General features: G+C 69.6%; 12 protein-coding genes. 3 read left to right on the top strand and 9 right to left on the bottom strand.

Features of this window, described 5'->3' with window-relative positions:
* The first annotated feature begins 42 nt into the window (after positions 1–42).
* The gene (locus ACSP50_RS34060) at positions 43–2,484 is read left to right on the top strand and encodes a glycogen/starch/alpha-glucan phosphorylase (protein ID WP_043512736.1); all 2,442 of its coding nucleotides are present in this window, start codon (positions 43–45) and stop codon (positions 2,482–2,484) included.
* Positions 2,485–2,705: 221 nt separating this feature from the next.
* On the opposite strand, the gene ACSP50_RS34065 is transcribed toward ACSP50_RS34060, so the two are convergent.
* The 8 genes from ACSP50_RS34065 to ACSP50_RS34100 all read right to left on the bottom strand — a co-directional run bounded on the left by ACSP50_RS34065 (position 2,706) and on the right by ACSP50_RS34100 (position 12,224).
* Positions 2,706–3,584, bottom strand: a complete 879-nt coding sequence (locus tag ACSP50_RS34065) for a hypothetical protein (protein ID WP_014693867.1) — start codon at positions 3,582–3,584, stop codon at positions 2,706–2,708.
* Positions 3,581–4,087 (bottom strand): SigE family RNA polymerase sigma factor, encoded by a 507-nt coding sequence (locus ACSP50_RS34070; protein ID WP_014693868.1) that lies wholly within the window; start codon positions 4,085–4,087, stop codon positions 3,581–3,583. The genes ACSP50_RS34065 and ACSP50_RS34070 overlap by 4 nt, the downstream gene beginning before the upstream one ends.
* 170 nt (positions 4,088–4,257) lie before the next feature.
* The gene (locus tag ACSP50_RS34075; RefSeq protein ID WP_014693869.1) at positions 4,258–4,812 is read right to left on the bottom strand and encodes a hypothetical protein; all 555 of its coding nucleotides are present in this window, start codon (positions 4,810–4,812) and stop codon (positions 4,258–4,260) included.
* Between the two features lie 14 nt (positions 4,813–4,826).
* Positions 4,827–7,187 (bottom strand): excinuclease ABC subunit UvrA, encoded by a 2,361-nt coding sequence (locus tag ACSP50_RS34080; protein ID WP_014693870.1) that lies wholly within the window; start codon positions 7,185–7,187, stop codon positions 4,827–4,829.
* Between the two features lie 105 nt (positions 7,188–7,292).
* Complete coding sequence (locus tag ACSP50_RS34085) at positions 7,293–8,840, bottom strand: RICIN domain-containing protein (RefSeq protein WP_014693871.1); 1,548 nt, start codon at positions 8,838–8,840, stop codon at positions 7,293–7,295.
* 2 nt (positions 8,841–8,842) lie between these two features.
* Positions 8,843–9,553: a type II secretion system protein J gene (locus ACSP50_RS34090; RefSeq protein ID WP_155123707.1), complete on the bottom strand. Its 711-nt coding sequence runs from the start codon at positions 9,551–9,553 to the stop codon at positions 8,843–8,845.
* 20 nt (positions 9,554–9,573) lie between these two features.
* On the bottom strand, positions 9,574–11,289 hold the full coding sequence (locus ACSP50_RS34095; protein WP_043512739.1) for a putative Ig domain-containing protein: 1,716 nt from the start codon (positions 11,287–11,289) through the stop codon (positions 9,574–9,576).
* 116 nt (positions 11,290–11,405) lie between these two features.
* Positions 11,406–12,224, bottom strand: a complete 819-nt coding sequence (locus tag ACSP50_RS34100; RefSeq protein WP_014693874.1) for an MEDS domain-containing protein — start codon at positions 12,222–12,224, stop codon at positions 11,406–11,408.
* A 92-nt stretch (positions 12,225–12,316) separates the two neighbouring features.
* Here ACSP50_RS34100 and ACSP50_RS34105 point away from each other — a divergent pair, with 92 nt between their 5' ends.
* On the top strand, positions 12,317–13,483 hold the full coding sequence (locus tag ACSP50_RS34105; RefSeq protein WP_014693875.1) for an acyl-CoA dehydrogenase family protein: 1,167 nt from the start codon (positions 12,317–12,319) through the stop codon (positions 13,481–13,483).
* 167 nt (positions 13,484–13,650) lie between these two features.
* Here the strand turns inward: ACSP50_RS34105 and ACSP50_RS42770 are convergent, their stop codons facing one another.
* Entirely contained in the window at positions 13,651–13,917 is a 267-nt protein-coding gene (locus ACSP50_RS42770) for a hypothetical protein (RefSeq protein ID WP_155123708.1), read from the bottom strand.
* Positions 13,918–14,008: 91 nt separating this feature from the next.
* On the opposite strand from ACSP50_RS42770, the gene ACSP50_RS34110 reads away from it, so the two are divergent.
* Positions 14,009–16,018: a hypothetical protein gene (locus ACSP50_RS34110; protein WP_043516111.1), complete on the top strand. Its 2,010-nt coding sequence runs from the start codon at positions 14,009–14,011 to the stop codon at positions 16,016–16,018.
* Positions 16,019–16,040 lie beyond the last annotated feature (22 nt).

A 16,040-nucleotide genomic window follows, 5' to 3' on the forward strand; every position in this document is an offset into this window, starting at 1 on the left:
AACGTCAGCGGCCGGAAACGTCGTCGCGGCAGAATGGGCCGCATGGATCTTCGCCAAGGCAGCCAGGGCATCGGCCTGCGACGACTGGGCACCACCGCGGACGAGTTCCAACAGGATCTGCTGAGCAGCCTCTATTACCGCAGGGGCACCACGGTCGAGTCGGCCAGCCCACGGGACGCGTACGAGGCGCTCGCGCTCACCGTGCGGGATCGGCTCGCGGATCGACGGGCGCGGACGGCGGCGGCGCATTACGCCAGCAATCCGCGGTGGGTCTACTACCTCTCCGCGGAGTATCTGCTCGGGGCGCAGTTGGAGCAGAATCTGCTCTATTCCGCCACGGGTGCGATCGCCGCGCAGGCGGTCAAGGCGCTCGGGCGGACGCTGGAGGAGATCGAGGACCTGGATGTGGAGCCGGGCCTGGGCAACGGCGGCCTGGGGCGGCTGGCCGCGTGCCTGGTCGACTCGATGGCGACCCGCGACATTCCGGCGGTCGGCTACGGCATCCGGTACGACTTCGGGATCTTCCGGCAGTCGCTGGAGAACGGGGCGCAGGCGGAACGGCCGGACGACTGGGCGTTCCAGGGCAACCCGTGGGAATTCCCGGCGCCCGACGACCGGCAGACGGTGGGCTTCTACGGACACACCGAGCCGGTGGCCGGGTCACCGGTCCGGAAGCGGTGGCTGCCCGGCGAGGTGGTTCTCGGCGAGCCGAGCCACATGCTCGTCCCGGGCTACGGGACGCAGACGGTGAACATCGTGCGGCTGTGGCGGGCGCGAGGCAGTGAGGCCTCGTTCGACCTGTCGCGGTTCTCGGCCGGGCAGTATGCCGAGGCGGTGCAGGAAGCGGTCCGCGCGGAGAACATCAGCAAGGTCCTGTACCCCGACGACAGCACCGAGCTGGGCCGCGAGTTGCGCCTCAAGCAGCAGTATTTCCTCTGCTCCTGCTCGCTGCGGGACATCATCCGGCGGTTCCGGATGCGCAACACGGACTGGGACGACTTCGCCGAGAAGAACGTCATCCAGCTCAACGACACGCATCCGACGATCGCCATCCCGGAGCTGATGCGGCTGCTGGTCGACGAGTACGGGCTGGACTGGGACCGGGCCTGGTCGATCACCCGGCGGACGTTCGCCTACACCTGTCACACGCTGCTGCCGGAAGCCCTGGAGACCTGGCCGGTGCACCTGTTCGAGCGGCTCCTGCCCCGGCACCTGGAGATCATCTATCTGATCAACATGCTGTTCCTGCGCGAGGTCGAGCAGCGGTTCCCGGGCGACACCGACCGGGTCCGCCGAATGTCGATCATCGGCGAGGAGGGTGAGCGCCGGGTCCGGATGGCGCATCTCGCCGTGGTCGGCACCGAGGCGGTCAACGGGGTCGCCGAGCTGCACTCGAAACTGCTGCGCGAAACCGTGCTGAACGACTTCGCCGACCTGTGGCCGGCCAAGTTCCAGAACGTCACCAACGGCGTCTCGCCCCGCCGGTTCGTCAAACTCGCCAACCCGCGGCTCTCCGACCTGATCACCGAGGGGCTCGGCGGCGACGGCTGGCTGCACGACCTGGAACAGCTCGCCGGGCTGGAACGTCTCGCCGGGGACGCGTCGTTCGCCGAACGCTGGCGGGCGGTGAAGCGCGCCAACAAGGTGGACCTGGCGGCCGGCGACCCGGACTCGCTCACCGACGTGATGATCAAAAGGTTCCACGAGTACAAGCGGCAGCAGCTCAAACTCCTGCACGTGATCACCATGTACCACCGGATCCGGCAGCACCCGACCGGCGACTGGGTGCCGCGCACCGTGCTGTTCGCCGGCAAGGCGGCCCCGGCCTACCACGCCGCGAAGAGCATCATCCGGCTGATCAACGCGGTCGGCGCGACGATCGCGGCGGATCCGGTGGTCGCGCCGTACCTGAGAATCGTGTTCGCCGAGAACTACAACGTCACCCTGGCCGAACGCATCATTCCGGCCGCCGACCTCAGCGAGCAGATCTCGCTGGCCGGCAAGGAGGCCAGCGGCACCGGCAACATGAAACTGGCGCTCAACGGCGCGGTCACCATCGGCACCCTGGACGGCGCCAACATCGAGATCCGCGCCCGGGTCGGCGAGGAGAACTTCTTCCTGTTCGGCCTCGACGCCTTCCAGGCCGCCGAGGTGCGACTCGGCGGATACGACGCGAAACGCTTCTACGAACAGGACCCGGAATTGAGAGCGGCGCTGGACGCCATTTCGGCCGGGATGTTCGGCGGGGTGGGCCGGGAGGTGGCGGACTCGCTGTTGGGCTGGGACGAGTATCTGACGCTCGCCGATTACCGGTCCTATCTGGACGCGCAGGAGGAGGTGGAGCGGGCCTGGCGGGATCCGCGGCGCTGGACCCGGCTGTCGATTCTGAACACGGCGCGCAGCGGCTTCTTCTCCTCGGACCGGACGGTGGCCGACTACGCAGCCCGCATCTGGCGGGTGGCTCCGGTTCCGGTTCCCCATTAAGGGCGAAGTCTTTTGTACGCGCGTCCGCCGGGGTGCGGCTCGCATGCTCCCGCGCGGGCCGGGCTCGACGCTGCCGGGCGCGGCGACGCCGACCGGCCACAGCCCACCAGAACACCGGCACCGCACACCGGGACCAGGACGGAACTCACGCCGGTACGCATCCTCATCGTGCCATCGTGGGCGCCCGCCGGGTGACTTCTCATCCTCCGCAGGGGAGCAGGTCACCCCGCCGGATAGAAGTCGCCGTAGACGTCGAGGGACTGCCCGCCCGCGGTCGTCGCCACCGCCTCGTAGGTGTCGCCACCGGCGTCCCGGCCGCCGTCGGCGTGCACGTACTTCGCGGTGAACGTGTACGTCCCCGGTGCCACCCGGTCGGCCGAAGACAGGGTGAACGTGTAGAGCAACGCGTCACCCCGGTCCTCGACCTTCGTGGTGACGCTGGCGCCGGGCACCGACTTGGTGCCACCGCGCGAGACCAGCCCGGGCGTCTTGACGAGCCGGATCGTGACGGTGAGCGCGGTGATTCTCTCCCCGGTCCTCAGGGTGACCACGCTCGACCCACCGCCGGCGTCGACGGAGCCGTCCGACCAGAGCGGCCCCTGCTCGACGCGGGTGTTCCCGGGCCGGCTCCGGACGGCGGCCGGGCTGGTCGCCGGGGCGCCCACAACGGCCGGCTTCGAGGACGTCGGCGGGGTGCCGGACGGGACCGCCGAGCTGGGCGCCGGACGGCCGGTGGCGGGCGGCGGCGTAGCCGGAGTCGTCGCGGGCGTGGTGGCCGTGACGGTGACGACCGGCGTCGCGTCGTTCCGGTCGCCGTCGCCGGTCAGCGCCCACTGCGCCGCGACCCCGCCGCCGCCGAAGACCGCGACCAGCGCGCCGACCAGGGCCAGCCGCAGCCGGGACCCGCCCCGGCGGCGGGCCATCGGCTCGCTCATCACCGAGGTGGTGACCCGGGCCAGCATCGCCTCCCGGTCGGGCCGGTGCGCCGCGGCCTCCGCGCGCAGCACCGCCCGCAGTCGATCGTCGGTGGGCGGCGCGTCGCCGGAGCGCGGGGCACGGGGGCGCGCCGGACCGTCGTGGTGCTCGTCCGAGGGCCTCATCGGGCCGCCTCCCAGCCGTCGATCCGGGTGACCGTCCCGCCCAGCAGGCCGGCCAACTGTTTCGCACCCCGAGAGGTGGCGCTTTTCACCGCGCCGACGGAGATGCCCAGCGTCGTGGCGACTTCGCGCTCGGACAGGTCGAACGCGTACCGCAAGACTACGCATGCCCGGCGGCGGTGCGGCAGTTTGCGCAGGGCGCTGCGCACGTCGAGCACCGCGGGCACGTCGCTGCCGGCCGTGGCCCGCCCGGACAGCCCGAGGGCGATCAGTCGTTCCCGGCCACGGCGGCGGACCCACTGGCGGGCCAGGTTCATCAGGATCCCGTGCCCGTAGGCGACCGGATCGTCGGCGGCCTGCACCCGGTCCCAGTGCCGCCAGACCTCGGTGAGCGCGTCCGCGGCGAGATCGTCGGCGACCGCCGTCTCCCCGGTCATCAGGTAGGCGAGCCGGGACAGCGAAGCATGATGCTTTTCGAAGTACGCGCGGAACGCGTCGTCGCGCATCAAGAACCCTCCCGGGTCACTGGCCGGTGTCTTTCCTGATCTTTTCCCGGACTGGACGACGCTAGAGACCCGACACCGGCGCCCGCAAGATCCGTCCGGCCGCCGGGACGGCCCATCCGGACAACGCTTTCCCGCCGGTCAGACACCCCTCCCCAACAGAGCGGCGACGGTCAATGCAGTGGCGTCGTCACCACCCGTGTGGCGGGCATGGCCCGGATCAGATCGAGCAGGCGGTGGGACACCTGCCCGCACGCCTCCACGGGCAGTCCGGGGTGCACCCAGCGCCCGTGCGCGTCGATCACCGCGACCCACGGGACAGGCCGTTTCTCCAGCGTGCACAAGAGGTCGCCGTCGACCAGCGCATCGGAGCGCACGGCGGTCCGATCCGGCTGGCGGAGTGCGGCCACCAGCGTGCCGACGTCCTCGAACCGCCGCTCCTGGAGCACCACGGCAAGCGCACCGGCACCGCCCGGCACAGCGGTACGGTCCGGGCCGACGGCGCAGGAGACCGCCGCCACCGGGGTGAACGTGTCGTCCAGCAGCGGCAGCGCCAGCGCCGACTCGTCGGACGCATCGACCCCGGCGCACGAGGTCCACCCCGGGTGCGCCACCAGCGGCCCCGAGCTGCGCGCCGGGGCCGGCCACGCCACCAGCCGCACCCCGACGGTGTCCGCGGAGGTCAGGCAGACCAGCCCCAGGGCGAGAATCAGCAGGTAACGGCGCATCGGCACATGATGACCTACGCCCGCACGTAGGCCGCCAGGTGCTCACCGGTCAGCGTCGACCGCCCGGCCACCAACTCCGCCGGCGTGCCCTCGAAGACGACGAGTCCGCCGTCATGTCCCGCGCCCGGCCCCAGATCGATGATCCAGTCGGCGTGCGCCATCACCGCCTGGTGATGCTCGATCACGATCACCGACCGTCCCGCGTCCACCAGCCGGTCGAGCAGTCCCAGCAGTTGTTCCACGTCGGCGAGGTGCAGCCCGGTGGTCGGCTCGTCGAGGATGAACACCCCGCCCGGCTCCCCCATGTGCACGGCCAGTTTCACCCGCTGCCGCTCCCCACCGGAGAGGGTCGACAGCGGCTGCCCCAGCGTCAGATATCCCAGCCCCACGTCGAGAAGCCGCGCCAGGATCCGGTGCGCCGCCGGATTCCGCCCGTCCCCCGCCGCGAAGAACTCCACCGCCTCGGCCACCGGCATCGCCAGCACCTCGCTGATGTTCTTCCCCGCGACGCGGTAGTCGAGCACCGACGCGTCGAACCGCCGCCCCTCGCACACCTCGCAGGTGGTCGCCACCCCGGCCATCATCCCCAGATCGGTGTAGATCACCCCGTTGCCGTTGCAGTTCGGGCAGGCGCCTTCGGAGTTGGCGCTGAACAGCGCCGGCTTCACGCCGTTGACCTTGGCGAACTGTTTGCGGATCGGTTCGAGCAGACCGGTGTACGTCGCCGGGTTGCTGCGCCGCGACCCGCGGATCGCGCCCTGATCGACGGTGACCACCCCGTCCCGCCCGGCCACCGAGCCGTGGATCAGGCTGCTCTTGCCCGACCCGGCGACGCCGGTGACGACGACCAGCACACCCATCGGGATGTCGACGTCGACACCGCGCAGATTGTGCCGGTCCGCTCCGCGCACCTCCAGAAATCCGGACGGCTTGCGGACGTCGTTCTTCACCGCCGCCCGGTCGTCGAGGTGCCGCCCGGTCAGGGTCCCGCTGGCCCGCAGCCCTTCGAGGGTGCCCTGGTAGACGACTTCGCCGCCGCCCGCCCCGGCCAGCGGCCCGAGGTCGACCACGTGGTCGGCGATCGCGATCGCCTCCGGCTTGTGTTCCACCACCAGGACCGTGTTGCCCTTGTCGCGCAGTTGCCGCAGCAGGTCGTTCATCCGCTGGATGTCGTGCGGGTGCAGACCGATCGTGGGCTCGTCGAAGACGTACGTCACGTCGGTGAGCGACGAGCCCAGGTGGCGGATCATCTTGGTGCGCTGCGCCTCACCGCCGGACAGGGTGCCGGCCGGCCGGTCCAGGGACAGGTAGCCGAGGCCGATCTCGATGAACGAGTCGAGGGTGTGCCGGAGTTTGCCGAGCAGTGGGGCGACCGACGGCTCGTCGAGGTCGCGCACCCAGGCGGCCAGGTCGCTGATCTGCATCCGGCACGCGTCGGCGATGTTCACCCCGCGGATCTTCGACGCGCGGGCGCCCTCGTTGAGCCGGGTGCCATCGCAGTCGGGGCAGGTGGTGAACGTGATCGCCCGGTCGACGAAGGCCCGGATGTGCGGCTGCATCGCTTCCCGGTCCTTGGCCAGGAACGACTTCTGGATGGACGGGATGAGCCCGGTGAAGGTCAGGTTGATCCCGTCGACCTTGATCTTCGTCGGCTCGCGGTGGAGCAGGTCGGTCAACTCCCGCTTGGTGTATTCGCTGATCGGCTTGTCCGGGTCGAAGTATCCGCAGCCCCGGAAGATCCGCCCGAACCAGCCGTCCATGCTGTACCCGGGGATGGTCAGCGCGCCCTCGTTCAGCGACTTGCTGTCGTCGTACAGCGCGGTCAGGTCGAAGTCGGTGACCGCGCCGCGGCCCTCGCACCGCGGGCACATTCCGCCGGTGATGCTGAAGCTGCGGCGTTCCCTGGTGGTGACCCCGCCCTTCGCCATGGTGACCGCGCCGGCGCCGGAGATCGAGGCGACGTTGAACGAGTACGCCTGCGGGGAGCCGATGTGCGGGTCGCCGAGCCGGCTGAACAGGATCCGCAGCATGGCGTTGGCGTCGGTGGCGGTACCGACCGTGGAGCGCGGGTCGGCGCCCATCCGCTCCTGGTCGACCAGGATCGCCGTGGTCAGCCCGTCCAGCACGTCCACCTCGGGCCGGGCCAGCGCGGGCATGAAGCCCTGCACGAACGCGCTGTACGTCTCGTTGATCATCCGCTGGGACTCGGCCGCGATGGTGCCGAAGACCAGGGAGCTCTTGCCCGAGCCGGACACCCCGGTGAAGACGGTGAGCCGGCGTTTCGGGATCTCGACGCTGACGTCCTTGAGGTTGTTGACCCGCGCGCCGTGCACGCGGATGAGGTCGTGGCTGTCGGCGGGGTGCGTGGTCTCCATGGTGGAAAGGCTAGTGGCGGCCGGAGCCGGCCGGCTTCTCGTTTCCTGACCGGTTCAGCCGCCCGGGCGCGGAGGCCGGGGCATCGGTGTGCCCCGGCCCCGCTCTCAGTTCTCCTTGACGCCGGTCAGCGGACTGGAGTTGCTGATGTCCGGCGGAGCGTTCCACTTCTGCAGCTCGGCGCTGCTGCAGACGGCCACCTTCACCTTGCTGGTGCCGTCCGCGTGGAGATCCACGTTCTTGACCCCGGTGGCGAGGTCGGTGGGCTGCAGGCACAGGCCCTTGGCATCCTCGATCCGGTAGCTGGTGGTGTAGCTGCCGGTGGCCCGGCGTACGTTCCACAGCAGTTCGGCGGGGATCCCGACGTTGCTGGTCACGGTGGTCTGCGGGCAGCCGGTCGCGGTCACCGTCACCCAGCTGCTGGTGGTGGCCACCAGCGGCGACTTCAGGCAGTACCGCTTGCCGCTCGAGATCACGTAGATGACGCCCTGCTTCTCGACCGCCGGAGCCACCGGCACCGGGTGGTACCAGGTCTGGTTCCAGTCCACGACACCGTTCGGGTCCTGCTTGCAGAACCACGCGATCATGTACGTCGAGGTGACCGACCGACTGGTCACGTCCAGGCAGCGGCTGAACTGGGAGTAGTTGACCAGCTGGTAGGTCTCCTCCCCGGCCATGCCGGCGCCCACCCCGGCGTCGAAGCGCCAGACGTTCAGCGACGAGTTGCTGCTGCAGGAGTTCAGCACCAGCGGGGTGTCCACCTTGCTGCCGGTGGTGAGGTTGATGCAGAAGTTCTCCACCGTCCGGGTCGGGCTGGTCGACTTCAGCTCGCTGTTGTTGTCCAGGCTCCACTGGAAGTCGGCCACGATGCTGCCGCTCGGGCAGGGCTGCAGCACGACCGCCTTGCCGTTGGCGTGCGCCGTGGTGCCGAACACGCACATGCCGTTCGGGTAGGCGTCGGTCTCCGAGTTCACCAGCTTGAGGTAGAGCTCTTCGGTGTACTGGAACTGCTGGGTGCTGCTGCCGTCGCAGAGCCGCGCCTTCACCGGCGCGCCCGCCGCCGGGGTCTTCGACACCGCGTCCATGCAGAGGTTGCCGACCGTCGAGGTGTCGATCCGGATGGAGCCGCCGACCGCCTTCTGGTTGTCGTTGTCCAGCGCGAACGTGTAGGAGGCGTTCAGGACGCGGGAGCCGTACTGGGCGGGCTTGCCGATCGGGGCGACGTTCAGCGAGCCCGCACCGGTGGATTTGAGCTCCGCGGTCTTCGGGACCTTGGTGAGCGGACAGGTGAGCGAGGTGCCCTCGGAGTCCTTGTAGGCGATCGTCACCGAATACTTGAGCTTCTCCTGGCCCACGCCGACGTCACCCTCGACCGGATTCCTGCAGTCCGGCAGATCCTCCAGGAGGCCGACGGCCGAGGGGTCGGACGCGGCGATCTTCATGCTGGCCGACGCGATCCGGGCCATCACCACGTCCAGGCCGATGCGGGCCCCGGCCAGGGCGGTGTTGCGGTCCGAAATCGACCGTTCCCCGCTGACCTGCCGGACGATCATCGGAAGGACCGCGACCGAGAGGACCAGGCCGGTCAGCACCACCATCATCGCGATGGGCAGCGATCCGCGATCGTCGTCGCCGGACCGGTGAAGCGTCATCATGGCTACGGCCTCCCTACGTTGCTGCAGTTCCTGTCCGGGTCCGGCACCGGGTCGGCGGACGTGTCACCGTCGTTCTCATCGGTGATGTTCTGCGAGGTGAACGAGTTGTCGAAACGCTGGACGGCGTCGCCGACCTTCGCCTGGAACCGGATCCGGACCATCAGATAGTTGGCGTTGAACTGCGGACCCACCCCGACCGTCCCGGCGCTCGCGGTGACGAACGGCGTGTCCCCCGGCTTGACGACGGCGAACGGGGTCGTGGCGCCGGCGTCGAGCACCACGTCGGTGGCGAGCGTGGCCGGGGTGCCCGGCGTGGTGCCGGGCAGGTCCCAGGTGGCCATCGTCAACGTCTTCTTGACCGGGTCGAACATCAGTTGCCGGCAGCGGACGGGCGGGTCGACGGTGTCCGTCAGGAGCTTCTGCCGGGGCGGAACCGCGAACTCCAGGTACGACCGGGAGTTGGTCGCCCCCGGGGTCGGGCCGTACACGTACGTCGCGTAGTGCAGCTCCCGGTCCAGCCGGACATAGCTGATGTCCAGCTGGTCACCGGCGACCGAGTTCTGTTCGATCTGCCGGGTGCCGGAGTAGATCTGCAGCAGGGCGGTCACCGCGACGATCGTCACCACCGACATGATCCCGGTGGTGACCAGGACCTCCATCAGCGAGAAGCCCTGATCGTCATCGTCGGCCGGACGGCGCTTCCACGGCGGCACGCCGCCCCCCTTCCGGGTGTTCACAGGATCGTCCAGACGAACGTGTACTGCGTGACCTGCGCGTCCTTGCCCGACGGGGTACCGGTCAGCGTGACGGTGTAGACGCCGGGCAGCAGCGGGGTGCCGGTGAGGTTCTCGCCCTTCTTGTCCACCGAGACACCCGTCGGCAGCCCGGTGGCGGTGACCTTGACGCCCTTCACATTGAGCGCGTCGGCGTTGGTGGTGATCGGTATCGTCACCGCCTTACCGGCGCTGGAGGTCTGCACGGCCGCCGGAGCGGTGAACATCAGGGTGGTCGACGGCGAGCCCACCTGCATCACGAAGCTGACGCTCACCGACCCACCGAGCCCGTCCTTCACCGTGACCGTCGGCAGGTACCGGCCGGCGATGAGCACCGGGCCGCCGGAGATCACGCCGGTGGTGGCGTTGATGCTCAGCTCCACCGGCAGGCCGGTCGCGGTGAACGTGTACTTTCCGTCACCGCCGGCGGCGACCGCGGGCACGCTGACCGTCGACACCAGGTCGACCGTCTGGTCGGTGATCGGCTGCAGGGTCAGCGGCTGGACCACCGTGTGTGCGAACGGCACGTCGATCGCGACGTAGTTCGCGGTGGTGACGGCCGTGACGGTGGCGCTGAAGGTCTGCGCCGGCGTCCCGGTGATCACCCCGGTGGCCGGGTCGAACGACAGCTCGGCGGGCAGGCCGGAGATCGAGTACGTGTAGGGCACCGAGGTGTCCACCACGACCGGCGCGATGCTGATCGCGGCGCCGGCGTAGCTCCACGTGGCGGGCGACCTGGCGACCGGCGGGTCGATCACCTTCCAGGTCAGGCCGAGCGCCTTGTCGTTGTCCGAGCGCGGGGACAGCGTGCCGGTCGGCGGCGCGTTCTCCACCACCCTGACGTAGGTGCCGGTGGTGGCGTTGGACCAGGTGCCCAGCTTGGTGGGGGTGCCGCCGACCATGCCGGTCTGCGGGTCGATGCTGAGCCCGTCGGGCAGGTTGACCGCGCTCCAGGTGTTCGGCAGGTTGCCGCCGGTCACCTTCATCTTGACCGAGACCTTGTTGAGGTTGCGGTAGAAGACCTTCATGTCGGGCTGGCGGATCTTCGGGATCGCCCGGGTGGAACTGAACTTGGCGTCGTCCTTCTTGCTGGAGACCAGCGTCGAGGCGACATAGCCGCACTGGTTGCCGGGCGCCGTGCAGGTCTTGTGCCGCCAGGTCTCCAGCACCACCACGCGGTAGTACGACAGGATCGAGGTGGCGTCGGTGGGACGGTTCGGGTCGGTCAGCGGGAGCGGCACGACACAGTCGTCGTCGCGGGTCACGTAGACCTCGCACGGGCCGACGAAGATGCTCTGCTGGTAGCTGGTGGTGCCGACGGTGACCGGCTTGGGCACGGTCGGCAGCGCCGCGTTGTCGCCCTCGGTGCTGTTCGGGATGCCCAGCTTCAGCATGTGCGACAGGTACGGCTGCATCATGCTCGCGAACGGCCCGCTCTGCACCTCCGCCCACTGCTGGTCAACCTTCGCCTGACCGCGCCCGTCGAGCAGCGCCGAGCCTTCCAGGGCGCGGACCTGCTCGAGCGCGCTGCTGGCGAGCCGTGCGGCGTAGCGTTGATCACGCTGCTGAGCGACGGTGAGCGCACCGTTGACGAAGAATGCGCCCAGACCGGCCATCGCGGCACTGATCACGGCCAGCGCCACGAGCACCTCGAGCAGCGTGAAGCCCTCGTCCATGCGACGGTCAGACGGTTGGCCGCGCATCCCACTCCTCCGCTGATCCTCCGGTGCCCCCGCGGGGCACAGTCCTGCCAACAGGCACCATCGGCACACCGGAAGAGAAGTGGAGTGTTCTACTCGATTCGCAGGTCCTCGGGCGGTCCGGACCAGTGGAAGTCCAGCAGCCGGCGCAGCGGGCCGCTCACCCCGGTGACCCGCAGCGGGGTCCCGCGGGCCGGGGTGAGCAGGATCCGGGCGGCGGCCGAGTCGGCGAACCGCAGGTCGCTCAGATCCAGGGTGACCGGTTCCGGGCCGGCCGCGGTGTCCTCGATCAGATGCTCGACCACCGCGCGCAGCGCCTGCCGGTTCGACAGGTCCGCCTCCCCGGCGACCCGCAGGCCGCGCGGCTCGCTGGTGCGCACCGCCCGCAGCAGCGGCGCCGGATGGGTGCGGGTCACCCGGCGCAGGTCCGGCTCGCTGAACAGCCGCCGGTCGTAGAGGCACACGCCCATCGTGAAACCGTCCACGCAGATCCGGTTCACCTGCGCCTCGTACCAGGCGAGCTGCTCGATGCCGGCGTACCGGCACGCCCACGACATGTCGCCGATCCCGACCATCCCGCGATAGCCGGCCGCGCGGGCGGCGGCGACCTGCGCCGCCCAGGCCAGCAGGCTCGCTTCCGGATCGAAGACCCCCTTGCGGAGGTACGCCGTGTCCACCCCCGCCAGGGCGAGCTGACCGGATTCCAGCGCCGCGCCGACGTTCAGGCCCAGGCCGCCGAGGATGGCCGGCAGCCGGTCGGCGTCCCGCCCGCAATACATGATCCGCAGATGCCGACGCAGCCCGGACCGGATGAACGACGCCACACCGCGGGCCCACACGGACTCGTCGTCGAAGACGAGGCAGGCGTGATCACCGGGGCCCAGCCGGTCGAGCGCATCGAGCTCGGCCATCGTGACTCCCCTTTTGTCCAAGGCCTCACCGTAGTGAGCCGGGGGCGGCCGTACCATCGCTGAATCGGGTGCGCCGAAACCTTGGAGGACGCATGGCCCTCACCGACCCGCTGGAACTGCTCGACGTCGCCGGACTGCTCAGCGACGAGGAACGGCAGATCCAGGAGACCGTCCGCCGGTTCGTCGCCGACCGGGTGCGCCCACACGTCGCGGAGTGGTTCGAGGCCGGCACCTTCCCCCGCGAGCTCGCGCCCGAGCTGGGCAGACTCGGTGTGCTCGGGATGCACCTGGAGGGCTACGGGTGTGCCGGGACCAGCGCCGTGGCGTACGGCCTGGCCTGCCTGGAGCTGGAGGCCGGCGACTCGGGGCTGCGCAGCTTCGTCTCCGTGCAGGGCTCCCTGGCGATGTTCTCCATCTGGAGATACGGGTCGCCGGAGCAGAAGCAGGAGTGGCTCCCGCGGATGGCGGCCGGCGAGGCGATCGGCTGCTTCGGCCTGACCGAGCCCGACTTCGGCAGCGACCCGGCCAACATGCGCACCCGGGCGGTCCGCGACGGCGACGACTGGATCCTCACCGGCACCAAGATGTGGATCACCAACGGCAGCATCGCCGACATCGCCACGGTCTGGGCGCAGACCGAGGACGGCATCCGCGGCTTCCTGGTGCCGCGCGGCACCCCCGGCTTCACCAGCCGCACCATCAAGCAGAAGCTGTCCCTGCGGGCGTCGATCACCGGCGAGCTGATCCTCGACGAGGTCCGGCTGCCCGACTCCGCCCGGCTGCCCGGAGCCCGCAGCCTCGGCGCCCCGCTCAGCTGTCTGAACGAGGCCCGGTTCGGCATCATCTTCGGCGCGGTCGGCGCCGCCCGCGACGCGCTGCAGGTGGCGCTCGACTACGCCGGCAGCCGGGTGCAGTTCGACCGGCCGATCGCGGCCTTCCAGCTCACCCAGGAGAAACTCGCCAACATGGCGGTCGACGTGAACACCGGTGCGCTGCTCGCCCTGCACCTGGGCCGGCTCAAGGACGCCGGCACCCTGAAGCCGCACCAGGTCAGCGTCGGCAAACTCAACAACGTCCGCAAGGCGCTGGCCGTCGCCCGCGAGTGCCGCACCATCCTCGGCGGCAGCGGCATCACCCTCGAATACTCACCGCTGCGGCACGCCAACAACCTGGAGTCGGTGCTGACCTACGAGGGCACCTCGGAGATCCACACCCTGGTCATCGGCCAGGCCCTCACCGGTCACGCCGCCTATCGCTGAGGGTGCACAGGGTCCGGCCGGTCGCCTGCTCGAACAGGTAGGCGGCGCGGCGTTCAGGCTGTTCAGGGCGCTCCGTTCGCCCAGGCACCGGCATCTCCGGGGTGCTCCGGAGCGGTCACTGGAAGTGCTTCTCGATCCAGTCCGCCAGCTGAGCCAGGCTGGGATCGTCAGAGCGCGACCGGAAGAAGCGGGTGAGATCCCGCAGATCCGTGGTGCTCAGGTCCTCGATCCGGCACATGAGGTCGTGGAAGGGCAGAGGAGATGTCGACGACGAACTCCTCCATCCGCGGCGGGCTGGCATGGCGTTCCAGCTTCACCAGCACCGTGTCGCCACGCTCGCCGCGCACCATCAGCGCCTGGTGCTTTCCGCGGACCACGCCGAGGTCGCGGAGTTCCGCGGCAACCGCGGCCACAAGTTCACCGGTCAACGTCACGGTGCCACCGTAGATCCCTGCCGGATCGGAAATGCGTTTCTCCGGCGAGGCGGGCTCCCTAGGATCGGCGGTGATCGAGGGGGATGACACGGTGGACGGTTTCCAGCAGTTCGTGACGGATGTGAGCGCCCGTCTGTCCACGATGTCCAAGGACGAGCTGTTCGTCGTCGGCGACGGGCTCGACCGGGATTCGCTCTGGCTCACCTTTCTCGACGCCTTTCCGGCCGGCACCAATGTCCGTTTCCGGGAGCGGTCCGAGTACGACTGTTCGACCTGCCGCGTGTTCGTGAAGAACTTCGGAAACGTCGTCGAGATCCGCGACGGACAGGTGCGCTCGGTGTGGTCCGGGGTGTCCGCGTCCGACCCGGTGTTCTCGGTCGTCGCCGCCGCGATGGACGAGTTCGTCGGCACGCTGCCGCTGTCCACCATCTTCCGGTCGACCCAGGCGCGGTACGGGACGAAGACCACCCGGGCGCTGCGCGACGGCCGGGTCGAGGTGTGGGACCACCTGCACGGCAGGGTGGAGAAGCGGCATCGCGCCGAGGACATCGGCGCGGCCCGGGGCGTCTTCGACGCGGCGGTGCAGGTGTTCCAGCGTGGTCTGGCCGAGCTGACCACGCCCGCCCTGGACACCGTCGTCGACCTGATCGACGACAACGCCCTCTACCGTGGCGCGGAGCACCGCCGGGCGGTGACCGAGTTCCGGTCGCTGCGGAACAGGTGGACGCAGGCGACGGACCGACGGGCCTTCGTCTTCGCCAACGCGGTGAACCCGGCGGCCCGGTTCCGCAACACGGTGATCGGCACCCTGGTCCAGGATCTGTCCGCGGGTGTCGATCCGGAGCACGCGGTCCGGTCGTTCGAGACGAAGGTGGCACCGCAGAACTACCAGCGTCCCACCGCGTTGATCACCCCGGCCATGGTGCAGGCCGCCATGAAGACGATCGACGAGCTGGGTGTCGAGGAGTCGTTGCAGCGGCGGTTCGCCCGGCTGTCCGACGTGTCGGTCACCAATGTGCTGTGGGTCGACAACGACACGCAGTCGCGGATGAAGGACGGCATCGAGGGGCTGCTCATGCAGGCGGCCACCACCGGGTCGGCAGCGGCGCGCCCGCGGGACGCGAAGCCGGAGGAGGTCCCGGTGGCCGTCTTCCTGAAGGACATCATGCCCGGTGCCGCGGCCATCGACCTGTGGGTCGCCGACAGCCACGAGCCACACCTGGTCAGTCTCACCACGGGCCGGCACCCGGACGCCCCGCGGCTGTTCCGGTGGGACAACGATTTCGCCTGGTCGTACGGCGGCAATGTGACCGACTCGATCAGGGAGAGGGTCAAGCGGGCCGGCGGGAACGTCACCGGCAAGCTGCGGGTGAGCCTGTCCTGGTTCAACCACGACGACCTCGACCTGCACGTGTTCGAACCCAACGGCGACCACATCTGGTACCAGGACAAGCGCAACAAGCTGGACGTCGACATGAACGCCGGCGGGGCGTTCTCCCGCGAGCCGGTGGAGAACGTCACCTGGACCGGCACCGTCCCGGACGGGGAGTACCGGATCGAGGTGAACCAGTTCCGCAAGCGGGAGAGCACCCGGGTCGGCTTCGTCATCGAGACCGAGAGCAACGGGCGGATCGAGCACTATCGCCACGACCGGGCGGTCGGCCAGAAGGAGACCGTCGAGGTGGGCCGGATGACGGTCACCGACGAGGTGATCACCGCCTTCCGGCCGGGCGAGGACATGCGGCTGGGCAGCGCCGGCCGGGAGGTGTGGGGCATCACCACCGAACAGTTCGTGCCGGTTTCCACCATCATGTACTCGCCGAACCACTTCGACGGCAACGAGGTCGGCAACCGCCACTACTTCTTCATCCTGCAGGGGTGCGTGAACGACCAGCCGACCCGGGGCATCTACAACGAGTTCCTCCGCGACGATCTGCTGGCGCACCGCAAGGTGTTCGAGGTGCTCGGCGACCGCACCAAGTGTGAGCCGGCGCAGGATCAGCTGTCCGGCCTCGGCTTCAGCTCCACGGTCCGCAACGCGGTGGTCGCCAAGGTCACCATGACCGGCGGCCGGCGCCGCCTCATCAGCATCCAGTTCTGACGCCCCATACCCCGAAGGGACG

Source organism: Actinoplanes sp. SE50/110 (assembly GCF_900119315.1).
In the GTDB taxonomy this organism is placed as follows: domain Bacteria; phylum Actinomycetota; class Actinomycetes; order Mycobacteriales; family Micromonosporaceae; genus Actinoplanes.